This window comes from Lentibacillus sediminis (assembly GCF_002763455.1).
Taxonomy (GTDB): Bacteria; Bacillota; Bacilli; order Bacillales; family Amphibacillaceae; genus Lentibacillus_D; species Lentibacillus_D sediminis_A.
The window spans coordinates 248,262-273,563 of the sequence record NZ_NIXK01000003.1; the positions used below are offsets into that span (position 1 = coordinate 248,262).

Here is a 25,302-nt window from a genome sequence, read left to right on the forward strand (position 1 = left end):
AATGGCAAAACAAAAAATGGGACTACTCGTAATGGCATATGGAACGCCATATCAGGAGGCGGATATTGAACGGTATTACACGCATATCCGCCATGGAAGAAAGCCAGCGGAAGATGCACTGCAGGATTTGAAAGACCGTTATAAAGCGATCGGCGGCATTTCCCCGCTCGCAAAGATCACCGAGCAGCAGGCACAAACGCTTGAGGCAAACTTAAATGCTCAGCAGGACGACTATGAATTTAAGGCATATATCGGCCTGAAACATATTGAACCATTTATCGAGGATGCAGTCGAGGAAATGGCGAAGGATGGCATCGAGCAGGCGATTTCCATCGTGCTTGCACCGCATTACTCCACATTCAGCGTGAAAGCCTATAATGGCCGGGCGAATGAAGCTGCAGAGAAACACAGCATTTCTATCCAATCGGTGGAAAGCTGGTATGACGAAGAGGGCTTTATTAAATTCTGGGCAAATGGGATCAACCGTATTTTCCAAGGCATGACACAGGAAGAGCAGGAAGAAGCTGTATTAATCGTTTCCGCTCACAGTTTGCCGGAGAAAATTCTGCAAGATGGCGATCCTTATCCGGAGCAGCTTGCCGAAACAGCAAGACTGATTGTAGAGAAAACATTGATTAACAACTATGAAATCGGCTGGCAAAGTGAAGGGAACACCCCGGATCCATGGCTTGGCCCGGACGTGCAGGACTTGACCCGTGATCTGTATGAACAAAAAGGCTACCGTTCGTTCATCTATGCACCAGTCGGTTTTATTGCCGACCATCTGGAAGTCCTTTACGACAATGATTACGAGTGTAAAGTAGTCTGTGACGAACTGGGGGCTAATTACCATCGTCCGGAGATGCCGAACACGGATCCTTTGTTCATCGATACCCTGGCAAAAGTCGTATTAAATAAAACAAAAAGTGATGCGTAATGGCAGAGCAGAAAAATATCCTGATTGCAGGCGGCGGAATTACGGGTTTATCCGCCGCCTATTATTTACAGAAGGAAATCAAGCGGCACCAGCTCCCGTATCAGGTGAAATTGGTTGAAGCCAGTGACAGGGTCGGCGGGAAGATAAAAACACTGCACCGCGAAGGTTTTACCATTGAGCAGGGGCCGGACTCCCTTTTGGCAAGAAAGAAACCGGCGATGAAGCTGACAGAGGAACTGGGGCTGCAGGATAAAATTATCCGCAACGCAACAGGCCAGTCGTATATGCTGGTGAAAAATAAGCTGCATAAAATGCCTAAAGGCACCTATATGGGTGTGCCTAAAAAGGTTAGACCATTGCTGTCATCCAAACTGATTTCTCCGAAAGGAAAAGTCCGTGCGCTTGCCGATCTCGTCTTGCCAAGGGGGAAACAGGAAGAGGATCAGTCACTTGGTTCGTTTTTCCGCCGGCGATTCGGCAATCAGCTTGTTGTAAATCAAATCGAACCATTGCTCTCCGGCATTCATTCGGGAGACATAAACGAAATGAGTCTGGAAGCAACCTATCCCGTCTTTCATGAGCTCGAGCAGACATATGGCAGTGTGATGAAAGGTTTGCGGAAAACTATTCCTGACCCGCCTGCAAAAAAGGGGCAGTCAACCGGGGCATTTTTCTCCTTTAAGGGAGGATTGGGGACCCTGATCAATCGGCTGGAAGAGGCACTGGAACCGGGAACGATCATGTTAGATACAGCGGTTGATCATGTAGAAAAAAAGGAACACGGCTATCATGTGCTGTTTAGCAATGGCGAGGTATACCGAGCGGATGCTGTGGTGATGGCGACACCGCATTTTACTTTGCCTAAAATCTTCAGCCAGTATGATTTTTTTAAGGCGTTTCAGCGTGTTCCGGCAACATCCACGGCGAATGTAGTGCTGGCATTTGACGAGTCGGCAATAAAGAAAGATATTGACGGCACCGGTTTTCTGGTATCCCGAAGCAGTAATTACCGGATTACCGCATGCACTTGGACACATAAAAAGTGGCCTAACACGGCACCGGAGGGAAAAGCACTTTTGCGTTCCTATGTGGGCAGACCTGGTGATGAGGCCGTCGTTGATTTACCGGATGAGGAGCTCACCAAGCTGGTGCTGGATGATTTGCAGAAGACCATGAAATTAACGGCACAGCCCGAATTCAGTGTCGTGACACGCTGGAAAGATGCCCGTCCGCAATATACCGTCGGCCACATGCGCCGGCTTGAAGCGGTAAGGGGAGATATGCTCGAGCAGCTTCCAGGCGTGTTTGCAACCGGAAGTTCATTTGACGGTGTCGGCATCCCGGATTGTATTGAACAGGGGGAGAAGGCGGTTAGTGACGTATTGGGTTATTTGGATAATGCATAACAAATTATAATGAACACAAAAACAGCCGGAGGAGACGCCACCGGCTGTTTTTTTTATTTCTTACTCATAACTCTTTTCCAGCTCATCCACGAGAGAACCGACATATGCCACTGCTTCTTTAATAGCATCCGGTTTGGACATATCCACTCCGGCATGCTTGATCAAATCAAGCGGCTTCATGGTACCGCCGGCTTTCAGGACTTCCAGCCAGCGATCCACTGCAGGCTGTCCCTCTGTCTGGATTTTCTGTGCCATCGCGGTAGAAACCGTCAGGCCAGCAGAATAGGTGTATGGGTAAAGCCCCATGTAATAGTGCTGCTGGCGCATCCAGGTCAGACCAGCACCTTCATCCAGTTTGACCGCATCTCCCCAGAAATTTTCCAGTGCTTCCAGTTTTTGCTCAGACAAGACATTTGCTGTAAGCGGCGTGCCATTTTCTGCAAGGTTATAGACACGGCGCTGGTATTCTCCTTCCAGCAAGTGGGTGACAAAATTATGATAGTACGTCCCGAGCAGCTGTGTAATTACCCAGCGCTTCATCCGCTTATCATCGGTTTTTGACAGCAAATGATTGGCAAGCAGCATTTCGTTCAAAGTAGATGGCGCTTCAATGAAATAGGTAGACGGCCGCGTGTTGGCAAGCGTCTGATTTTCCCCGGCCAGGTATAGATGCCCTGCATGGCCCAATTCATGAGCAAGAACGAAAGCGCCACGCATCGTATCTGTCCAGGTAATCAGGATATACGGATGGACGCCATAAGGGCTGGCACAAAAAGCTCCGGTCGCTTTGCCGACATTGTCTGAGCGGTCCACCCAGCGGTCGTTAATGCCATGTTTCATGATCTCCAGGTATTCCGGTCCCATTACTTTCAACGCTTCCAAAATCGTCTCCGATGCTTCTTCATAGCTTGTTTTCGGATTGAATTCCGGATCGAGCGGTGCTTTTAAATCGGAAAAGTGCAGCTCGTCCAAGCTCAGTTTTTCCTTTTTCAATTTGGCAAAGCGCTGCATATGCGATGCCAATTCTTTTTGAATAACATCCAACTGATTATGGTACATGTCCTGATTCACTTGCTGTGGCTGCAGAAGCATATCTGTGACAGATTCATAGCCGCGCAGCCGGGACATGGTTACCTGTTTGGTCACCTCTGTAGCATAATTGGCGGCAATTGTATTCTTATACTGATTCAATGTGTTGATAAACGAATCATAGGCAGCCCGGCGCAATGTTGTATCTTCGGCAAATTCATAGCGGTCCTCGTATAATGCCGCCGACATTGGGTGTTCGTTTCCGGCATCGTCTTTAATGGAGTCAAATTCCATGTCTGACGATTTGCTGCGCTGATAGATCATATGCGGGGCATTATGTACTTCACTCAGTGCAGCCAGTGTTTCTTCAATCTCCGGTGCGAGCGTAAAGGGTTTTTCCTCCAGAACATCCTCCAGCGGTTTTTTATACGTCTTCAGCTCGGGCTCTTCCTGAATATATTTTTCAATTGTTTCCGTTGAAAGCTCCAGCAATTCCGACTGGATAAATGAGAGTTTGGCACTGATTGCAGCTGTTGCTGCAGCCACTCTGGCGGAATCGCGCTGATTATCCGCATCTGTCCCGTCAGCACTGCTCTTTAGATTGGCATAAACGGCAACCCGGATTACCCGCTTCTGGAAATTCTCCTGTGCTTTCAATCCGCTTAACAGATTGCTGGCACTTGAAGTGAGGCTGCCTTTATATTGGGTTACCTCTGTGATATCTTCCTGAACCTGCGTCAGTTCTTTTTCCCATGCTTCATGAGAGGAAAATAAGTCGCTCAGATCCCATGTCTGCTCCACAGGAACCTCCTGACGCTCCCATCGTGTTGTTTGAGTCGTTGTCATATCCATTCCCCTTTCCAAACTATTTCGATACACTAAATAATTATACTACAAAAACAACTAGAATGATAATATTTTTCTGATTTTAGAGGTAAAGATTTTGTCTTTGATATGATCAGAATACCTGTAAACTGCGACGTAACTCCTGCCGCTACGGAAATCCATTCCGCTTTCCGCGGGAAGCTGGTGAGCTCCCTTGTGAAGTGAGCACTTCGGGGTCTCACCTAGGCTTTTCTTCCCGCAGGAGTCTCTATGTATTTCCTTCGCTGTCGGTGTTGTTTTTCAAATCAATTGCACAAGTCTCCCTTATTGATGGTTTATTGGAGCGAAGGACCGCCGACTACAGTTGGAATATCACGAGTCTAGCCCTGAGTCCAGCCTATTTTTCGTAAGCAGTCTAAGGTCGTGCCCGCGGGAAGACTGCCCTAAGTGGAATTAACCATCAAAAATAGATGTTGTTTTTATAAATTTGACAAGCAGTAAATCAACAAAGCACTCCGTCAGCGGAGGAAATACCCCGAGACTCCTGCGGGACGGTAAGCATAGGTGAGACCCCACAGCGCGGTCAGCGCTTCGGAGGCTCACTAGCGCCCGCGGAAAGCGAGGGGTATTTCCGGAGCGAGAGTTAATGCTCCATAATCATTAATCGTTATGTCGCAGTTTTTTTCCATCAACTGCGACATAAATAAGCAACAAAACATACGAAAAAAGCTTTAAAAAGACAATAAATTAGAAACATCACAAGTAAAAACAAATACCAGCAGCCAAGTAATAGCTGCTGGTAGATAGCAGAATCTTGTTGTAGTACAGTTAAAATAGATACAGAGGTTATCAGCTTGCAGGGGAATCGCAGTCATCGCATAGATTGCCGTAACAGTCGGCTTTTTCTACAATCGGGTTCCCGCATTCGCGGCATTTCTTTCTAGGCAACGTCCGAAAAAATTCCAGCACATTCATCATGGCACACAGCCTCCTAAAAGATTGATAATCTTATTGTATTATAACAGTATTCATTAAGTCAATGCTGTGTTACAACAAACTCAAAAATGGAGGAAAAACCTATGAAACTTACTGTACTTGGCTTCTGGGGAGGGTACCCTGCGGTAAATGGGGCTACATCTTCATATTTACTGGAAAAGGATGGATTTTCATTATTAATTGATGCCGGCAGCGGTTCTTTGTCAAAGCTGCAGAATTACTGCCACGTGACCGAATTGGATGCCGTGATCTTGTCACATTACCATCATGACCACGTCGCGGACATCGGGGTGCTGCAATATGCCCGGCTCGTGCAATCATTTGTGACGAATAAGAAAGACATTTTGCCAATCTATGGACATACCGAGGATGAGCAGGGCTTTCAACAATTAACCCATGAGTACACAAAAGGCGTTGAGTACAATCCGGAGAAACAGCTTGATATCGGCCCATTTTCCATTACATTCCTGAAAACGATCCACCCAGTGCCATGCTTCGGAATGCGGATAACAGACGGTGAAAAAGTGGTCGTCTATACAGCGGATACGAGTTATCAAAATGGATGGATCCAATTCGCAAAAGATGCTGATCTGCTGATTACCGATTGCAATTTTTACGCAGCGCAGGATGGATCGGGTGCAGGCCATATGACCAGTGCAGAAGGCGGATCGATTGCCGAAGAGGCAGACGTGAAAACACTGTTGCTCAGTCATCTGCCGCAATATGGAGAGATTCATCAGCTTGCAGAAGAAGCAAAACAGCACTTCGGCGGGACGGTACAGCTGGCAGAAGAGGGCTGGACATGGGGACCTTCCTCCTGAACGGTTTCTTTTGCTTGTCCTTTCTCATTGCAGTAAACTAATAAGGAGCAGAGAATTTTAGTAGGAGGTATGAACGAATGAAATTCATTGATAATGAAGGCATCCTCGATCCGACCATCAATTTGGCCATTGAGGAATACATTCTGGAAAATTTCGGGGAAAAGGATACATACTTGCTTTTTTATGTCAACAAACCCTCGATTATTATCGGCCGCAACCAAAATTCCGTGGAAGAAATCAATACGGAATATGTGGATAAAAACGGCATTAATGTGGTTCGGCGCTTGTCTGGCGGCGGGGCAGTATATCATGATGAGCAAAATCTGAATTTCAGCTTTATTACCAAAGATGATGGGGACAGCTTCCAAAACTTTGCCAAGTTCACCCAGCCAATGGTGGAAGCGCTCAATAATATCGGCGTGCCGGCAGAAATGCAGGGAAGGAATGACCTTGCTGCAGGTGGCCGGAAAATCTCCGGCAATGCGATGTTTTCTACCAGAGGACGGATGTTCAGTCATGGCACCTTGATGCTCGATTCGGAAATTGAAAATGTCGTGGAAGCACTGAATGTAAGAAAGGAAAAAATCGAATCAAAAGGGATTAAATCCATTCGCAGCCGTGTGGCCAACATCTCGGAATTTCTTGATGAAAAAATCTCCATGAATGAGTTCAAGGCCCTGATTCTCCGCCATGTGTTTGAGGTGGAAGATTTAAACGATGTGCCGCAATATAAATTGACAGAGAAAGACTGGGAGAACATCCATGAAATCTCCCGCAATCGCTACCAGAAATGGGAATGGAACTATGGAAAATCTCCGGCATTCAATGTGCAGGAAACGCATAAATTTGATGCAGGTTTCGTTGATGTTCGCCTGGATGTGAAAAAAGGCATCATTGAAAACTGCAAAATTTACGGGGACTTTTTTGGGATGGGACAAATCAAAGACCTGGAAAATGAGCTGATTGGCGTACGTCATGAACGCAAATCCATTGAAGAAGCCCTTTCCGATGTCGATGTTTCCTATTACCTCGGCAGAATATCTAAGGAAGATTTTATTAATCTGGTTTACTGAAGAAAAGCGGCTCTCATGCGAAGGGCCGCTTTTTCTATAAACTGCGGCATAACCCTGCCGCTGCGAAAATACCCTTCGTGCACCTTCGGAAAGCGGCCGAGCCCCCTTGTGAGATGCGCATTTCGGAGTTTCGCCTAAGCTTTTCTTCCCGCAGGTGTCTTTGGGTATTTCCTCCGCTGGTGATGTGCTTTTTATCGCGTTTTTAGACAAGTGTCCATTCAGCGATCCATTTGCTTTCATACTCTTTTCATGGCACCGAAGACAGACGATGATAGCGCTTTCCTTGAAAACGTTTCCTCTATGAGTTATACTAATTAAGAAAGAAATATGAAAATTCACCCCTTTGCCAAGGTAGCAAAGGAAATTTTTTATCATCAAAATGAATGGTTATTCATTCATTGAAAAAAAGAGAGAGGGGAAGCAAATGAATTTAAGTGAACAATTGGACCAAATGGCGAAGAAACAGCCAAATAAGCCGGCCTACATATTTCAGGACAAGGAAACGACCTACATGGAGCTGGAAGGAGCAGTGCAGAAGTTCGCAGCCAGTTTGCAAAAACTGGGGATTCAAAAAGGGGATCATATTGCCCTTGTGACTGGAAACAGTCCATACTATGTGATCGGCCTATATGGGGCATTGCGAATTGGGGCTGTGGTTTTACCAATTAACCCGCTTTATACCTCCCATGAGTTGAGCTACATCCTTGATAATGGAGATGTTAAAGCCGTGATTACTATGGATATATTACTGGAGAAATTTGCAGCCATAGACGGGGAACTTTCGGAAATTGCTCATTACATCGTCTGTGAAAGCGCTCCAAATAAACAGGATGAAAGTGGTCTGCCTGAAAACAAGCTGCGGTCATTTACCCAATTCGTTGAAAATGGAAGCCTGGGCATACCAACACCAAAGCTTGAGGATGATGATCTTGCTGTGATTCTTTACACTTCCGGAACAACAGGGAAACCTAAGGGTGCTATGCTGACACATAAAAATCTGTATTCGAATGCAAAGGATGTGGCTGATTATTTAACCATCAATGGGGATGATCGAGTGATTGCTACATTACCAATGTTCCATGTTTTTTGCTTGACGGTCGCCTTGAATGCCCCTCTGATGAATGGCGGAACCGTGCTGATTATGCCTAATTTTTCACCACAAGAAGTATTTGACCTGGCAGGGAAGCAGCAGGCGACAGTGTTTGCTGGTGTACCAACAATGTATAACTATTTGCTGCAAACAGGGAAGGATCGGAAGCCAGACTTTTCCACAATTCGGTTATGCATTTCGGGCGGATCAGCGATGCCTGTCGCACTTCTGAAAGACTTTGAAGAAGCATTTGCCTTACAGATTTCCGAGGGTTATGGTTTATCCGAAGCTTCGCCGGTAACCACGTTCAACCCGCTGGACGCACCTCGCAAGCCTGGTTCCATTGGAAAAAGCATCGTGAATGTGGAAAACAAAGTGGTTGATGAAACAGGCGAGGAAGTCGAACATGGTGAAGTAGGCGAACTCACTGTGAAAGGACCGAATGTCATGAGAGGGTATTATAAAATGCCGGATGAGACAGCTGTCACCCTAAAGAAAGGCTGGCTGCACACCGGCGACATGGCACGTATGGATGACGAAGGATATTTCTATATAGTAGATCGGAAGAAAGATATGATTCTTGTTGGCGGCTACAATGTCTACCCAAGAGAAGTAGAGGAAGTCCTGTATTCTCACCCAGCCATTTCCGAGGTAGCGGTTGTCGGCACACCGCATCCGGGAACAGGGGAAGCCGTGCATGCTTTTGTTGTGAGCGATGACAGCAATTTAACCCCTGCTTCCTTAAAAGAGTATTGCCGTGAACAGCTTGTAAACTACAAAACCCCCACAGAATTCTCCTTTTTGGAGGAACTGCCTAAAAACACGACAGGCAAAATTCTAAGAAGAAGCCTGCGGGACAAAGTACAAAATTGATAGGTTAAAAGAGAAATGCTTCTGTGCTTGCTGCCGGGAGCATTCTTTTTTTACATAAAACGAGAGCATTCGGCAGTATATGAGTTAATCACTTATTTTTTTCACAAAAATTCATTTTTTCACTATCTTTTTTGCGGAGAATCTGGTAAATTATTCTTAAGCCACTTCCTTTTCGCAAAAACGAAAGGAAGATGAAAAAATGATGCTTTACTACGATACGTATACTCCATCTTATGAAATCACTCCAATGACACTGGCAGTTATCAAGCAAAAAAATCCCAGCGGTAACCCTGTGACGTTCGTCTATGAAGAGGAAGTCACCTATGCTGTCGATCACTCACCAAGCAAAATCATCGAGGATGCCTGCAAGTTCTTCGGCGCAAGTCTCAAGGGCAGACAGGATGGCACCAGAGATATCTGCGGGATCACCCACAAGGCTCCGATCACGATTGATCCTTCCAGCGGGATGTACTTCTTCCCTACGACCTCGCCGTCCAATGCAAAATGTTCCTGGGTCGCACATTCCCATATTGATCAAGTGAATAAAGCGCAAAATAACTCAACGGAAATTATTTTTAAAAACGGCAAAAGGATTGTGCTTGATGTCTCCTACGGTTCTATGTTGAATCAGGTGCAGCGGACGGCGCAATTCCGTTACTTGCTCGATAACCGGATCCAGTATTTACAGCGGAAGAGTGCTGATAAGCGGGGAGAGCCTTTGTCAGCATCTCCTGAATAATCGCCTCGACTCTTTTACGGATAGCCGGGTTAAAATAGTTCCGTTTTGCTTCCTTCGTGCCACAGCAAAATAAAAAAGAAGAAGAGGCATCATCCTTATCGATAGGGATGATCCGGAAGTTTTGTTTCTTCAATCGGGTGCGCAGCTGCCGCCGTTCATTCTCCGCATGGTCGTTCATTTCTGCCAGAAGTCCAAGATAGGGTTCTTTGATCTTAAACCCGCCAGCTTCAATATGTTTCATATCCTGCTCCATGACGACAATGGCCATGGAAAGAAACACAAACCGGGTGGCTGACTGCAGTTCTTCCTCAGGCAATTCACGCATTTAGATTACCTCCTCATAAAGGAACATTTGTTCTATATTTTATTATATGATATAATTGGTTAAAATACAAGATAGGCGGCTGGATTTTTAGTAATATGAAAAGGAAGTGGCTTCTATCCACTGGAAAATCAGCCAATATTTTTGAAAACTACGAAGATCATATAAGAAAAGGAAGATGTTCCCGCAGGCGACAGCTGGTTAAAATCAGGGGCTGCAGCACAGCGATCACGATGTTCCTATACATGAGGAGATTAACAAAATGTATCTAATGAATGTGTTCACAGATTGGTGGACGATGATAGAAACACAAGGCATCGAAGAATTTATGTCTGAGATTCTTGGTGAGTATGAAAGCCTGGGGCCTCTGCCCGGTGTGCTGCTTCCATTCATCGAGGCATTTTTGCCGTTTTTGCCCCTCGTCGTCTTTGTGATTGCTAATGCAGCGGCATACGGACTGATTGAAGGTTTCCTGCTGTCATGGATTGGTGCAAGCACCGGGGCGGTTATCGTATTTATCATTGTGCGCAAACTTTCCGGAAAACGCTGGGTACGGCGAATCAGGGAAAACAAGCAGGTGAATACAGTGACAACATGGGTGGAAAAACATGGGTTTGGCCCGCTCTTTCTGCTGCTGTGTTTTCCTTTTTCCCCTTCTTCGATAATTAATGTTGTCGCCGGCCTGTCCAATGTGAGCATCAAGCAGTTTATCCTGGCGGTGTTTCTCGGGAAGTCTGTGATGATCTTTTCCATTTCCTATGTCGGTTCGAGCATTACCGAATTTGCCCAGCATCCGGTAAGGACAATTATTGTCGGTGTCTGCATTTTGCTGTTCTGGGTGATCGGCAAGTATATTGAAAAGCGACTGGACAAACGGACCAAGATAAAGGACAGTTCCATATCGAAAAGGACTAAAAAATCTTCCACACGGGTATGATGTAAGGATAGAACAACCCTGGAGGAAGATAGATATGGATAAACGAATCAATTATAAACGAATCATACCTGTAGCCATTGCTGCCATTGTGCTGGCGGTGACTTTCCGTTCCGTCATATTTGCCAGTTATGTTGTCGAAGGAGAGTCGATGGAACCAACCCTTTATGACGGCAGCATGCTGATGGTCAACAAAGTCGTCTATGATGTGACAGAGGTGGACCGGTTTGACGTGATCGTATTCAGAGCGACAGAGGAGGAAGATTACGTCAAACGGGTTATCGGATTGCCAGGCGATACAATGATCTATGAAAATGGTAAGCTTTATATCAATGGCAAGTATATGGAGGAAGATTTTCTGGATTCTTATGCGGAGGCGAGCGGTGTCGCTCCGGAAACAGAGGATTTCACCTTGTCTGAAGTGACAGGAGAAAAGCAGGTGCCTGAGGGGCATTTGTTTGTCATGGGAGATAATCGTGAAGACAGCCGGGACAGCAGAGAGTTCGGCTTTGTTTCCGTTGAACAGCTCGTCGGGAAGGTGGATGTCACGTACTGGCCACTTTCCGAGGCGAAGTTGTCTTATGGTAATTAAATAGAGGGAATAGTGTTTTCGATGAGACTAATAGATGGGGTTTTTTCGTACATTTTGTTGCTTTTTAATCCGCGTAATTGTTAAAAAATGCGACATAAGTGCATGTTGATTTCCGCTGCGGGCAGTCGCTTTCCGCGGGCACGGCTTCAGCCTCGGGTTAACAGGATGTTAGTCATGAAGGCGTTGCGACAAACGGTTTTCGGTGGGACGAGCATTTACGCGCAGTCCCAGGACGTCGCGGTTTTAGCCTTCCATCCTTTGACACTTCCTGCTCAGGTCTAGACACGTGCTGGGACTGCGGTTACTCGCCCCATCGAAAAGATTTGTTCCCGCAGGAGTCGACTGCCCTCCGCTCCAATCAGCCATCAACAAAGTGGATAGCTGTTGTTTAGTTACCGAAGCACACCGTCAGCGGAGGAAATACCCCGAGACTCCTGCGGGATGAAAAGCATAGGCGAGACCCCATAGCGCGGCAGCGCGAGGAGGCTCGGCAGCTTCCCGCGGAAAGCGAGGGGTATTTCCGCAGCGGTAGGTTGTGTCAACAGTTGATAAAATAAAACAACGGTCTTTCACTAAACAGTCTATAGATAAACAGATTCAAATGGGGAGGATATACGATGGGTCTCAGGTTTTTATTAGGGAGAGCCGGAACAGGGAAAAGCGGCAGGTCAATGGATGAGATAAAAGCAAAACTGCTGGAAGATCCTCTGGGCCCGCCGCTGTTTTATATTGTTCCGGATCAGATGACATTCCAGCAGGAATATTCCTTATTTCAGGATAAAGAAATCGAGGGAAGCACGCGGGCACAGGTTGTCAGTTTTTCAAGACTGGCATGGCGTGTGCTGCAGGAGACCGGTGGAGGCACAAGACAATTTATCAGCTCTGTCGGTATTCAGATGATACTAAGAAAAATCATTGAAGAAAAGCAAGGGGACTGGCTCACTTTTCAGAAAGCAATGGAGAAGCAGGGTTTTCTGAGCCAACTGGAAAACATGATTACCGAGTTTAAACGCTATGCCATAACTCCTGAAGTGCTGGCAGAACAAATTGGGGAAATCCAGCGTTATGTACATAAGGAGCCAGGGGAAGAGGCCCTTGTCAATAAATTGCAGGATTTGCATTATATTTATGAGCAGCTATTTATTGCCCTGGCGGATCAGTATATGGACAGTGAAGATCAGCTGCGGCTTCTTGCAGAGAAAATAGAATCATGCAGCTTGCTTGAGGGTGCGGAAATTTATGTGGATGGATTTCATGACTTCACCCCGCAGGAGCTTCAGGTGCTGGAAGCTTTAATGAAGAAATGCCAAACTGTCACTTTCGCCTTGACGACCGATCCTTCCCAAGAGAATGGTATATCAGAACTGGATTTATTCTATCAAACGTCGGAAACCTATCATGCTTTGAAAGAAATAGCGAGGGAGAATGGGATTGCTGTAGAGGAAACAGTCGCCCTGGACCCTGAAGATGGGAGATTTTCCGACCGGCCGTATTTTGCCCATTTGGAGCGTTATTTCGATGAACGGCCTGCTCCGGTTTATGAGAGCGATGTTCCAATGAATATTGCCGAGGCCGTCCACCCGCGTGCCGAGGTGGAAGGTGCCGCGCAGAAGATTCTACGACTGGTGCGCGAAGAAAATTACCGCTACCGGGATATTGCGGTATTTATCCGGCAAACCGATATGTATCATGATTTGATTGCAACGGTATTTGCGGATCATGACATACCGGTGTTTATTGATGAGAAACGGACCATGCTTAATCATCCGCTGATTGAGCTGCTTCGTTCTGTGCTGGACATTGCTGAGGGAAACTGGAGGTATGAAGCAATATTTCGTGTGCTGAAAACCGGCTTTATTCCGGCGGATGACTCCGAGTTTCCATTAACATCCGATGCGATTGATGAACTGGAGAACTATGTAATTGAATACGGCATCCGCTCCCGCCAGCGTTGGACATCGGACGAAGAGTGGGTTTTTCAGCGGTTCCGCGGGTTTGATCAGTCTGCACAGACCAGTGCGGAGAAAAAAGCACAGGAGCGGATTAACAAATATCGCTACCAGGTAGTGCGTGCGTTAAAATCGTTTGATGAAGAAATTCGATCAGCCTCGACTGTCAGGGAATTATGCGAAACGACTTACCTGCTGCTGGAAACATTGAATGTCCCACGCAAACTGGAAGAGATTCGTGAAGAGTATGACACCAGAGGGGAGATTGAAAAGGGCAGGGAGCAAGACCAGGTATGGAATGCGATCATGCAGCTGTTGGATGAGCTGGTGGAAATGGCCGGAGAGGAAAAGATGAATTTAAGCACTTTCCGCTCGTCTATGGAGGCTGGAATGGAAACCCTGAAATTTGCCCATGTTCCACCAAGCATTGATCATGTTATTGTCGGAACGATTGACCGCTCTCGGATCAGTGGAATTAAATGTTCCCTGCTGCTCGGGGTCAATGATGGCGTTTGGCCGATGAAGCCGGCACTCGACGGGATGATCAGTGAACAGGAGCGGGACATGCTAAGGGAGCATGGAATCAGGCTTGCTGACAGCAGCAGCCGGCAGTTGCTTGATGATTGGTTCTACATGTACATTGCCTTTACCTCTGCGAAAGACCGGCTGTGGATCAGTTATCCATTGAGTGATGAAGAAGGAAAAGCAAAAATGCCTTCTCAGCTTATCACCCGGATGGAGGAACTGTTTCCGGTCTGTTGTGAGCATATTTTGCTCCAAGACCCGGAAGAGCTGCTCGAGGCTGACCGGTTTATTACCACTCCGATGAAAACAAGGTCTGCATTAACCGCACAATTGGCCCGCAAACAGAAAGGCTATCCGGTGCAGCCGGTCTGGCGGCATGTCTTGAACTGGTATATAAATAATCATAAAAAAGATGGAACGACCTATCGGATCCTGCAGAGCTTGTTTTACCAGAACAAGCCGGTAGATCTCACTACGGAAACGGTGCAAGAGCTTTACCCCAAAGAAGTGAAGGCAAGCGTTTCCCGGCTGGAGACATATTATCAGTGTTCCTATCAGCATTTTGCCAAATACAGCCTGAATCTCCAGGAGCGGAAAACCTTTAAATTAGATGCTCCGGATATCGGGCAGCTTTTTCATGAAGCATTGAAAACCATCACGGAATGGGTTCAGGCAGAGGGAAAAGATTTTTCTCAGCTGAGCAGGAAGGATACGGAAGGTTACGCGCAAAAGGCCGTCTCCGGACTGGCACCGATTTTGCAGCATCAGATTTTGCATAGTTCCAGCCGCTATCAGTATATCCAGAAGAAATTGCAGGAGATTATTTCCCGTGCGGCTTTTGTGCTTAGCGAACAGGCAAGGCAGAGTGATTTCACCCCTGTTGGTCTGGAGCTTGGTTTTGGGACAAATGAAACCCTTCCGCCACTCAGAATGCCGCTGGAGAATGGCTATGAACTGATGCTCAGAGGACGGATTGACCGGGTGGATAAATCGCTCAGCAGTGAGAATCTGTTTTTGCGAATTATTGATTACAAGTCCAGTTCCAAAGGTCTGAACCTAGTCGAGGTGTATTATGGACTGGCACTGCAGATGCTTACGTACCTGGACGTGATTCTCACCCATTCGGAAAGCTGGCTCGGCAAAAAGGCGACACCGGCCGGGGTGCTGTATTTCCATGTGCATAACCCGATGATCTCCAATAATGAGAAGCTGAATGACTCGGCAATTGAAGCGGAGATATTTAAAAAATATAAAATGCAGGGACTGCTGCTCTCAGATGAAGATATCGTCCGGCAGATGGACGCAGGACTTGAAACAGGCCACAGCCAGATCATTCCTGCTGGGGTAAAAAAGAATGGCGGTTTTTACACAAGCTCGCATGTGGCCGATGAGGAAACGTTCTCCAATTTGAGGCAGCATATTCATCAGCTTGTACAGCAGGCGGGAGTGGATATTACCGAAGGCGGAGTCCAGTTAAATCCCTATCAGAAGAAAGCAAATGTTGCTTGCACGTTCTGCGATTTCCGTTCTGTCTGCCAGTTTGATCCGGAGATAAACAGTTACCGGAAGCTTGATGACATGAAAGAGGAAGCAGTACTGGAACAGCTGCAGAGAAGAGGTGAACAGGATGGTTAATTGGACAAAAGAACAGGAACAGGCGATATACACAGATGGCAGTGACATCCTGGTCGCTGCTGCAGCAGGCTCAGGAAAAACGGCGGTGCTCGTGGAACGGATCATTCAAAAGCTGCTTAATAAGAACAACCCGACAGATATTGATCAGCTGCTTGTCGTGACATTTACAAATGCGGCTGCCCAGGAGATGCGTAACCGTGTCGGTTCAGCATTGGAAGCTGCATTGGCCGCAAATCCGGCCTCCCATCATTTAAAGAAACAGCTTTCTCTCTTGCAGAAGGCATCGATATCCACTCTGCATTCCTTTTGCCTGGATATGATCAGACAATATGCGTATCTTTTGGATATTGATCCTGCTTTTCGGATTGCAGATGACATGGAAGCGGATTTGATCAAGCAAGAAGTAATGGATGATTTGTTTGAAGAATGGTATGGCAGTGAGGATGAGGAAAAGCAGGCACAGTTTTTCGCTGTGGTTGATCGCTTTTCCAGTGACCGCAGTGATGCGGAGGTGGAGGATCTGGTGTTAAAGCTGTATCAATTCGCAATGCAGTCTCCATGGCCGGAGCACTGGCTGGATCAACTCGCCGCCGTTTATGATGTATCGGAGGATTGGCAGGAAGAGGAACTGGGCTGGCTGCAGATTATTCGCCGGGAAGTGGAAAATCAGTTTGCTGCGATAGAAGAAGAAATGAATCAGGCGATGCAGCTGACCAGAGAAAATGATGGACCGTATCATTATGCAGAAGCTATCGATACGGATCTCGTCATGCTGCAGGAGGCGCGTGCGCATTTGCAGTTTTCCTGGAGTGAGCTGCAGTCGTTTATGACAGATAGCACATTTGCAGCGCTTTCCCGGAAAAAAGCAGATTGTGATCCGGAGAAAAAGAAACAGGTCCAGGATGTAAGAAATAGCTATAAAAAACGCTGGGAAAATATGAAGCGGGACTGGTTTAGCCGGGACCTGGAAGGGCATGTGGCAGACATGCGGGAAATGGCACCGGTTATTCGGCAGTTAGTCGAACTGGTCAAACAATTCCGGGACCGTTTTGCCAAACAAAAACAGGAGCAGGCCATTGTCGACTTTTCCGACTTGGAGCATTTTTGCCTGCAATTGCTTACAGATGAAGCCTCTGATGGAGACAATCCGGTGCCTTCTCAGGTGGCAGCCGGATTCCAGCAGCAATTCAGTGAAGTGCTGATTGATGAATATCAGGATACCAATCTGGTGCAGGAGACAATTCTTCGTCTGATCAGTGATCAAATTGGACCGGGAAACCGCTTTATGGTAGGAGATGTCAAACAGAGTATCTACCGCTTTCGTCATGCGGAACCATCTCTGTTTATTGAAAAGTATAAGCAGTTTGCCGGTGCAGAAAGTCAGGGGAGACGAATTGACCTGGCCAGCAATTTCCGCAGCAGGGAGCTTGTGTTGACAGGGGCAAATTATATTTTTCGGCAAATTCTTGATGAGGAATTGGGGGACATCTCCTATGATTCGGATGCTGAGCTGATTTATGCCAATACCTCCTATGACAGTCTGCCGCTTGCTGCCCCTGGTCCGGAACTGCTAATTATTGACCGGGAAGCCCCCGAGGAACAGGAAACGGCAAATGATGAAGAAGATTATCAGGATTTGGAAAAAGCCCAACTCGAAGCGAGAGCGTATACGGAGAAAATCAAAACATGGATTGGTCAGAAAGAGGAAATGCCGCTTCAGGTTTTCGATAAAGAAACACAAGCACAGCGGGATCTGCAGTACCGCGATGTTGTAATTTTAATGCGGTCGATGACATGGGCGCCGACGATTGCCGATGAACTGAAAAAACAGGGGATTCCTGTGTACGCGGAACTTTCCGCCGGTTATTTTGAGGCGATTGAAGTAAAAATTATGATCAGTCTGCTGAAAGTAATTGATAATCCACGACAGGATATTCCGCTTGCTTCTGTACTGCGTTCTCCGATAGTAGGTTTAAACGAAGAAGAACTGGCCAGGGTTCGGCTTGCCGAAAGACAGCATACCTATTATGAAGCGCTGCTCGGTTTCAAACGGCAGAATACCGATAAAACGGCAGAGAAAGTGGAAGAATTTCTTGAACAGCTGGATGCTTTTCGTCTGGCTGCAAGGCAAGGAGCTCTATCTGATTTGATTTGGGATATTTACCGTAAGACCGGCTATTACGATTTTGTCGGCGGCATGCCAGGCGGTCGGCAGCGCCAGGCAAATCTGCGCGCACTCTATGATCGGGCCAGAGGCTATGAATCTACTTCTTTCCGGGGTCTGTTCCGTTTCCTGCGGTTCATTGAACGAATGGAGGAACGGGGAGACGATCTCGGAGCAGCCCGCGCGCTCAGTGAACAGGAAGATGTTGTACGAATGATGACGATCCACAAAAGTAAGGGGCTTGAGTTCCCTGTCGTCATTGTTGGTGGGATGGATAAGCAATTCAATCAGCAGGACTTAAATAATAAATATTTGCTGCACAAGGATTTGGGATTTGCCAGCAAGTACATTGATCCGGTGAAACGAATCACGTATCCGACACTGCTTTTCCAAGCAGTAAAAAGTGAGCTGAAACGAGAGTCCCTGGCGGAGGAAATGCGGGTGCTGTATGTGGCACTGACCAGAGCCAAGGAGAAACTTGTGATGGTTGGCAATGTCGCCTCGTTCGAGAAAAAGCAAAAAAAATGGCAAAAAATGGCTGATTATCAGAATTGGGTGCTTCCTGCCCATTTCCGCATGGAATCTAAGTCTTTTTTGGATTGGGTTGGACCTGCGCTAGTTCGTCATAAAGAAAATGCTTTACTAAGAACAGATGAGAGCGACGGTGCCGTGCTGAATGAGATACAAATGGACCCGTCCAAATGGGATGTGAGCCTTCTGCATGGAAGCGAACTGGCCAATTTGGATAAAACGGAGCAGGAAGCGGACGGGAAATTGCGAGAACATGTTGTTGAGTGGCAACCGGTTCCTGACGGTGATGAGACACTGGAGCAGTTTGTCGACAACCGTCTTTCTTATCAGTACCCGTTTGCCGAAGCGGCACAGGTAAGGGCGAAACAGACAGTGACGGAGATTAAGAGACAGCGGGAATTAAAAGATGAATACAGCGGTGAGGAGTTTGTCAAAGGCTTCCGCAGTCCGATTGCTGAGCGCCCAAATTTTATGCAGAAAGAAAAAAAGATCACTTCTGCAGAGAGAGGAACAGCGATGCACACGGTGATGCAGCATTTGCCTATGAATGATCCACTCGGAGAACTTGAGATTGCTGAGCATGTGGAAGAACTTGCTGAGCGTGAGATCCTGACAAGGCAGGAGGCGGATATCATTGACTTGACCGCCATTGCGCAATTCTACCAATCTGCTGTTGCCAAGCGGATGATGGAAGCCCCGGTGCTATACCGGGAAGTGCCATTCAGTCTTTCCCTGCCTGCGGAAAAGGTATATACTGACTGGACTGGCAGCACCGGAGAAAAAGTGCTGATTCAGGGAGTCATCGACTGTGTCATACCACAAGATGGCGGATGGCAGATTTTGGATTACAAAACCGATGCCATCACCGATGCGGTGGATGAAAGGCTGAAACAAAGAATGATCCAGCGCTATGAAACACAAATGAACCTTTACCGTTATGCCATTGAGCATATTTGGAAACAGCCGGTAAACGAGACGTATCTTTATTTCTTTGCAGGTGAACTGCTGCTGGAAGTGCCGGCAACATAATGTTAATTAGTTGTTTTTACTTGTTGGACGTGGTAGAATTTTGGTAGAAACAGATGAATTGGCATCACATGTTACTGACATGATCAGGCATGGTGGTATTTTAGAAGGGGGATATGATTCCTCCTCTATACCGCCATGCCTTTTTAATTGCCGATATTCAGTGCATACTAATCTACAAACAAAATTATACAACAATCAAAGGAGTGTTTTTCATGTTAAAAAACTTATTTAAAAAAGGAGATTCCAATACAGAGATATACGCACCAGCGAATGGTAAAATTGTTCCGCTGGAGGAGGTGCCTGACCCGGTATTCAGTCAAAAAATGATGGGGGACGGTATTGCAATCCAACCATCTGATGGCAACATTTACGCACCGATTGATGCCGAGGTGGTCCAGCTTCCGGATTCGAAGCATGCCATTGGACTCAGAACGAAAGATGGCATCGAAATCCTGATTCATATTGGGCTTGAAACGGTTTCGCTTGAGGGAAAAGGGTTTACAGTTCATGTCGCGGCAGGCGATAAGGTCACTAAGGGTCAGCTGTTGATGGAATGTGATCTTGAATATATTCGCAGCAATGCATCAAGTGACGTAACGCCAATTGTAATTACAAACGGCCAGGAAACAGGCAAGACGTTCACGATGACAGACGTAACCGAGGCCAATTATGAAGAAACTGTAATTATCACTGCCTCGGATAAATAGTTTTGCGGGAGTCAAGGGGAGGTGTGCCTGGATGAAAATCAGACAGATACTAAACAATAATGCGGTCATTGTGATGGACCAAGGGGAAGAAAAAATCGCCGTCGGTTCAGGGGTGAGTTTTGACAAGCGAAAAAATGATGTCGTAAACCCGAAAAAAATTGAAAAGCTGTTTGTACTAAAAGAAAATGAAAAACTGCAGCAGCTTTTGCTCCGGATACCGGAAGAACATTTTACTCTTTCGGAAAAAATCATTGACTATGCGGAAAAACAGCTTGATACCGAATTGAATGACCATATCCGGGTACAGCTTGCCGATCATATTTCGTTTGCAATTGAACGGGAACAGAATGGGATTCAGTTAAAAAATGCCTTGCTAAGAGAGATTAAAGTTTTATACAGGCAGGAGTTTGATGTCGGCCTGTGGGCGATACAACTGATTAAAGAAAAGATGGAGATAAAGATGCCTGTTGATGAGGCTGCATTTATTGCCCTGTACATTCACACGATGAAAAGTAAAGGTGGTGATATCCATGAAACAGTCCGGCAAACGACAATGATACAGAAGATGGTGCAGGTCATCAGCGACTTTTTGTCCATTACGATTGATGCGACGGACATATCCTATGATCGGCTTGTCACACACCTGCAATTTGCTTTGATGAGGGCGAAGTATCAGGACAGTCACGTAATGGATCAGGAAATGTTTGAAATGATCAAACAGAAATATCCTATTTCCTACCAATGTGCCAAACAGGTAGCGGAAGAAGCAGCTGTTTCGTTTGGGATTATCTTGCCGGAGGAAGAGCTGGGGTACATTACCCTTCATATTGAGCGGCTTCGGCCAAATTAAAAGGGGCAGGGATTATTTTGAAAACGGAACCATATAGAGCTATTTATACTTTAATGTTGTAAAAAATTGATAGGAGGAAAAATCATGATGAACTATTTGCAGAATCTCGGTCGGTCGTTGATGCTGCCTGTTGCTGTATTGCCTGCCGCCGCGCTTCTGATAGGGATTGGAAACTGGATCCTGAATTTAATTAGTCAGGATAGTGTTATCGGTAATTTTCTGACAAGCGGCGGGAATGCTATTCTTGGTAATCTTGGCGTACTCTTTGCGGTTGGTGTCGCTGTCGGAATGTCCAAAGAGCAGGATGGGGCGGCCGGGCTAAGCGGTTTGGTTTCCTGGCTGGTTGCGACTACCGTTCTAAGTGTGAGCGGAGTTGCTGGACTTCAGGGTATTGAGGAAAGCGCAGTCAATCCTGCATTTGGAAATATCGCAAACGTCTTTATCGGGATATTATCCGGTATTGTTGCATCCATCATGTATAACAGGTTCAGCAATGTCCGGCTGCCTGATGCGCTTGCTTTCTTCAGCGGCAAACGCTTGGTGCCAATTATGAGTGCAGCAGCCATGATGGTTGTATCAGCCGTTCTATTCTTTGTCTGGCCAATCGTTTACAATGGTTTGGTATCATTCGGTGAAGCGATCATTGGGCTGGAGGCTGTTGGTGCAGGAATATACGGTTTCTTAAACCGGTTGCTTATCCCGACAGGTCTCCACCATGCGTTAAACTCGGTTTTCTGGTTTGATGTTGCCGGAATCAATGATATTGCCAACTTCTGGGCAAGTGAAGGGGAAAAAGGTATTACCGGCCGTTATCAGGCAGGTTTCTATCCGATTATGATGTTCGGTCTTCCTGCAGCTGCTCTGGCGATGTATCACACAGCCAAAACGAAGCGGAAAAAACAGGCTGCATCTCTTTTAATGGCAGCAGCTTTTGCATCCTTCTTTACCGGTGTTACAGAGGCACTTGAATTCTCATTCATGTTCCTGGCTCCTGTATTGTTTGTTGTACACGCAGCGTTGACTGGACTTTCCATGTTCATTGCGGCGTTGTTTGAGTGGACGGCTGGCTTCAGTTTCAGTGCCGGTTTTGTTGACTACACACTGAGTTTGGCTGTTCCAATTGCTAACCAGCCATACATGCTGCTTGTGCAGGGTCTGGTATTTGCCGTGATTTATTACTTCCTGTTCCGTTTCCTGATTCTTAAATTTGATTTGAAAACCCCGGGAAGGGAAGCAGATGAACCAGGAGAAGGAGCAGTAGAAGAAAGCTACGAAGCAGATGATGAGACACCAGTTGCTGGTGAAAAAGATGAAACAGCTGTGATGGCTGAGAAAATCTACGAAGGTCTTGGCGGGGATGAAAACGTCCGAACAGTTGATAATTGTGTATCCCGCCTGCGTCTCGAAGTGGAAGACATGGACAAGGTCGATCAAGATAAAATCAAGAAAACCGGCGTGCCGGGTATCAATGTGGTCGGCAAGCATAATATTCAGGTTGTCGTCGGTACACAAGTGCAATTTGTGGCTGATGAGATCCGGAAGATACGCAAAAAAGATAAATAAGGAATGGAGGAGCGGACAGCACGGATGGTGCTGTCCGTTTTTTTGGTTTTTGAGGGAAGGTGCGGTAGTCAGAGCGGGAAGGATTCAACCTAAAGAGGGGATAAGGACCGGAGCGGGAGAGAGTGTTGCTCTCATGCATTTTGAGCTCCCATTTCGTCAGTTTTGCACGAGGGAGTGCTGGTATCAGATACCGGCCTCAGCAACAAAATTCATCCCTGGAAAAGAAGGATTCCGGAAAGTTTGCTAGAATATGATATACAGATACAAATTTAACCAGGAGAGGGTTGGATTATGGAACCTCAAGCAGCTCCGACGAAAGAAGCGAACCGTCTGCAGTGGGTGGACGCCGCCCGCGGGTTCGCTATTTTTGGTATTTTTATGGTAAATATCGGTTCCTTCTCTGCCCCGTATTTCTTATATGGCGGGGAGAGGGAGGCGTGGCCGGCAGCCATTGATCAATTTGCAATTACATTTATCGATGTGTTTTTTCAGGCGAGTTTTTATACCTTGTTTTCTATTTTATTCGGCTTCGGTTTTCAGATGATGAAAGACAGACTGGAGATCAGAGGGACGGCATACCGGCCGTTTTTGACCAAAAGGCTGTTCATTCTAATCGGCTTTGGATTGGTGCATGCCTTCCTCATCTGGCATGGAGATATTTTGCTGTCTTATGGAATTATTGGACTGTTGATGCTGCCGTTTCTGACGGTGAGAGGGAGGACGCTTCTGATTTGGGCTGCGATCCTGCTTGGCGGCAGTGTTGGCTTTTTCACACTGATGTATTACCTGGCACGGGATTTTCTCGGCTTTGTAAATCGTCCGGCTATTCAGCAGGCTTTAGTCAATTATCAGAGTGGCAGTCTGACGGCGATCTGGTCACAGAATTATGTTGATTGGGTCTACAGTAATGGGGTTTTTGGTTACGTCATTATGGTGTTTATGCTGCTGCCGCTGTTTTTGTTCGGGATGTTTCTGGCGAAGCGGCGTTTTCTGCAGGAACCCGGACAGCACCGGGCCATATTGGTGCGGCTATGGGTCGTGTCATTGGTTTTATTTTTGCTGTTAAAACTGGGTCCATATGCGTTTGGCAATCCGGTGTGGTTTTCTTATATGCAGGATAATCTTGGCGGGACTGCATCCGCATTGTTTTATATTCTGTCGATCACACTGCTGGCCCAGAGGAATGTCGGCTACCGGCTGGTGCGGCCATTTACATATGTGGGGCGGATGGCATTGAGCAATTACATCGCACAATCGCTGATCAGCTTTGTTCTTTTCTACGGAGTTGGCTTTGGTTTGTACGGTTCTATTAACCCATCTCTGGGGATAGGAATCGTGGTTATTATCTTCAGTCTGCAGGTTCTTGCCAGCAAGTGGTGGATGGCCCGTTTTTCCTTTGGTCCGCTGGAGTGGCTATGGCGGAGTTTGACTTACGGAAAACGGCAGCCGTTTCGGCGGGAAAGATCACGTAAGCCAAAATAAAACCACTCCTCATCCGGAGTGGTTTTACACATTTTAGCCTTGCAGTACTTCTTTGATCTGCCCAACAGCCCATTCGAGGTCTTTTTTCTCAATAGTGAGCGGTGGGGCAAAACGGATAACATTTTCATGGGTTTCCTTGCAGAGGAGCCCTTTTTCTTTCAGTTCTTCACAGTATGGACGTGCGGACTCGGTCAGTTCCACACCAACGAACAGGCCTTTACCGCGAACTTCTTTGATTTTCGGATTCTTGATTTTCTTCAGTTCGCCCATCATGTAATTGCCCAGTTCCAATGAGCGTTCCGGCAGTTTCTCTTCTTCCAGGACGTCAAGAGCTGCGATGGATACCGCAGAGGCCAGCGGGTTTCCTCCGAAAGTGGAACCGTGGGACCCCGGGTTGAAAACACCAAGCACGTCTTTGTTCGCGACGATGCAGGAAATAGGGAAGACGCCTCCGCCAAGTGCTTTGCCGAGAATATACATATCCGGTGAAACATTTTCCCATTCGCAGGCAAACATTTTCCCGGTGCGTCCAAGACCTGCCTGGATCTCATCTGCAATGTAGAGCACATTATTTTCTTTACAAACATCAAAGGCTTCTTTCAGGAACCCTTCCGGCGGCATGACGATTCCCGCTTCGCCCTGAATCGGTTCAAACAGGAAGCCGGCGGTGTTTTCGTTAATTGCTTCTTTCAATGCTTCCACATCCCCGTATGGAACCAGTTTAATTCCCGGAAGAAGAGGTCCAAAGCCTCGCTGATACTCCGTCTCGGAGGACAGGGACACTGCGGTCATCGTGCGGCCGTGAAAATTCCCTTCACAAGCAATAATTTCTGCCTTGTTTTCCTCCACCCCTTTGACATCATAGGCCCAGCGGCGGGCTGCCTTTATGGCTGTTTCCACTGCTTCTGCCCCTGTATTCATTGGGAGTGCCATTTCTTTGTTGGTCAGTTTGCAGATTTTCTCATACCATGGCCCAAGCTGATCGTTATGGAAGGCTCGGGAGGTTAGGGTAACTGCGTCTGCTTGTTTCTTTAATGCGTCAATGATTCTCGGATGGCGATGCCCCTGGTTAAGCGCGGAATACGAGCTCAGCATATCCATATAGCGGTTGCCTTCCGGGTCTTCCACCCAGACACCCTCCGCTTTAGTTATGACTACAGGAAGCGGGTGGTAGTTTTTCGCGCCATATTCCTGTGTCTGATCAATAATCTCCTGACTGTTCAATACCAT

17 protein-coding genes and 1 pseudogene are annotated in these 25,302 nt (G+C 46.7%); 14 read left to right on the top strand and 4 right to left on the bottom strand.

Translation table 11 applies throughout. The features are described 5' to 3' along the window. Window position 1 precedes the first annotated feature (1 nt). Window positions 2-937 (top strand): ferrochelatase, encoded by a 936-nt coding sequence (hemH, locus tag CEG13_RS08400; RefSeq protein ID WP_100011420.1) that lies wholly within the window; start codon window positions 2-4, stop codon window positions 935-937. Further along, a complete protein-coding gene (gene hemY / locus CEG13_RS08405; protein ID WP_100011421.1) occupies window positions 937-2,343 on the top strand; it encodes a protoporphyrinogen oxidase in 1,407 nt (468 codons plus the stop codon). The genes hemH and hemY overlap by 1 nt, the downstream gene beginning before the upstream one ends. 60 nt (window positions 2,344-2,403) lie before the next feature. Here hemY and pepF read toward each other — a convergent pair whose 3' ends face one another. Next, on the bottom strand, window positions 2,404-4,218 hold the full coding sequence (pepF, locus tag CEG13_RS08410) for an oligoendopeptidase F (RefSeq protein ID WP_100011422.1): 1,815 nt from the start codon (window positions 4,216-4,218) through the stop codon (window positions 2,404-2,406). Window positions 4,219-5,046: 828 nt separating this feature from the next. Continuing rightward, the gene (yhfH, locus tag CEG13_RS08415; RefSeq protein ID WP_100011423.1) at window positions 5,047-5,175 is read right to left on the bottom strand and encodes a protein YhfH; all 129 of its coding nucleotides are present in this window, start codon (window positions 5,173-5,175) and stop codon (window positions 5,047-5,049) included. A 101-nt stretch (window positions 5,176-5,276) separates the two neighbouring features. Here yhfH and CEG13_RS08420 point away from each other — a divergent pair, with 101 nt between their 5' ends. The 4 genes from CEG13_RS08420 to CEG13_RS08435 all read left to right on the top strand — a co-directional run bounded on the left by CEG13_RS08420 (window position 5,277) and on the right by CEG13_RS08435 (window position 9,789). Next, window positions 5,277-6,014 carry an MBL fold metallo-hydrolase gene (locus CEG13_RS08420; RefSeq protein WP_100011424.1) on the top strand — a complete coding sequence of 246 codons (738 nt, stop codon included), beginning with the start codon at window positions 5,277-5,279 and terminating at the stop codon, window positions 6,012-6,014. A gap of 77 nt (window positions 6,015-6,091) precedes the next feature. Next, window positions 6,092-7,087, top strand: coding sequence for a lipoate--protein ligase (locus tag CEG13_RS08425; protein WP_100011425.1), 996 nt, complete (start codon window positions 6,092-6,094; stop codon window positions 7,085-7,087). A 424-nt stretch (window positions 7,088-7,511) separates the two neighbouring features. Beyond that, window positions 7,512-9,050 (top strand): fatty acid--CoA ligase family protein, encoded by a 1,539-nt coding sequence (locus tag CEG13_RS08430; protein WP_100011426.1) that lies wholly within the window; start codon window positions 7,512-7,514, stop codon window positions 9,048-9,050. A gap of 199 nt (window positions 9,051-9,249) precedes the next feature. Further along, complete coding sequence (locus tag CEG13_RS08435; protein WP_100011427.1) at window positions 9,250-9,789, top strand: competence protein ComK; 540 nt, start codon at window positions 9,250-9,252, stop codon at window positions 9,787-9,789. A 34-nt stretch (window positions 9,790-9,823) separates the two neighbouring features. On the opposite strand, the pseudogene CEG13_RS19445 reads toward CEG13_RS08435, so the two are convergent. Next, a pseudogene (locus CEG13_RS19445) lies at window positions 9,824-10,114 on the bottom strand (YhjD family protein); the annotation flags it as partial. 259 nt (window positions 10,115-10,373) lie between these two features. On the opposite strand from CEG13_RS19445, the gene CEG13_RS08445 reads away from it, so the two are divergent. From CEG13_RS08445 to CEG13_RS08480, 8 genes are all read left to right on the top strand, one after another. After that, complete coding sequence (locus CEG13_RS08445; protein WP_100011428.1) at window positions 10,374-11,048, top strand: TVP38/TMEM64 family protein; 675 nt, start codon at window positions 10,374-10,376, stop codon at window positions 11,046-11,048. 34 nt (window positions 11,049-11,082) lie between these two features. Further along, on the top strand, window positions 11,083-11,637 hold the full coding sequence (lepB, locus tag CEG13_RS08450; RefSeq protein WP_100011429.1) for a signal peptidase I: 555 nt from the start codon (window positions 11,083-11,085) through the stop codon (window positions 11,635-11,637). Between the two features lie 617 nt (window positions 11,638-12,254). Continuing rightward, entirely contained in the window at window positions 12,255-15,746 is a 3,492-nt protein-coding gene (gene addB / locus CEG13_RS08455; RefSeq protein WP_100011430.1) for a helicase-exonuclease AddAB subunit AddB, read from the top strand. After that, window positions 15,739-19,470, top strand: a complete 3,732-nt coding sequence (gene addA / locus CEG13_RS08460; protein WP_100011431.1) for a helicase-exonuclease AddAB subunit AddA — start codon at window positions 15,739-15,741, stop codon at window positions 19,468-19,470. Before addB ends, addA begins: the two co-directional genes overlap by 8 nt. A 212-nt stretch (window positions 19,471-19,682) precedes the next feature. Continuing rightward, on the top strand, window positions 19,683-20,177 hold the full coding sequence (locus CEG13_RS08465) for a PTS sugar transporter subunit IIA (protein WP_100011432.1): 495 nt from the start codon (window positions 19,683-19,685) through the stop codon (window positions 20,175-20,177). A gap of 31 nt (window positions 20,178-20,208) precedes the next feature. After that, window positions 20,209-21,027: a PRD domain-containing protein gene (locus tag CEG13_RS08470; RefSeq protein ID WP_100011433.1), complete on the top strand. Its 819-nt coding sequence runs from the start codon at window positions 20,209-20,211 to the stop codon at window positions 21,025-21,027. Window positions 21,028-21,111: 84 nt separating this feature from the next. Next, window positions 21,112-22,590 (top strand): N-acetylglucosamine-specific PTS transporter subunit IIBC, encoded by a 1,479-nt coding sequence (nagE, locus tag CEG13_RS08475; RefSeq protein WP_100011434.1) that lies wholly within the window; start codon window positions 21,112-21,114, stop codon window positions 22,588-22,590. 291 nt (window positions 22,591-22,881) lie between these two features. Continuing rightward, entirely contained in the window at window positions 22,882-24,072 is a 1,191-nt protein-coding gene (locus CEG13_RS08480) for a DUF418 domain-containing protein (RefSeq protein WP_100011435.1), read from the top strand. Window positions 24,073-24,105: 33 nt separating this feature from the next. Here CEG13_RS08480 and CEG13_RS08485 read toward each other — a convergent pair whose 3' ends face one another. Then, window positions 24,106-25,302 carry an ornithine--oxo-acid transaminase gene (locus CEG13_RS08485; protein ID WP_100011436.1) on the bottom strand — a complete coding sequence of 399 codons (1,197 nt, stop codon included), beginning with the start codon at window positions 25,300-25,302 and terminating at the stop codon, window positions 24,106-24,108.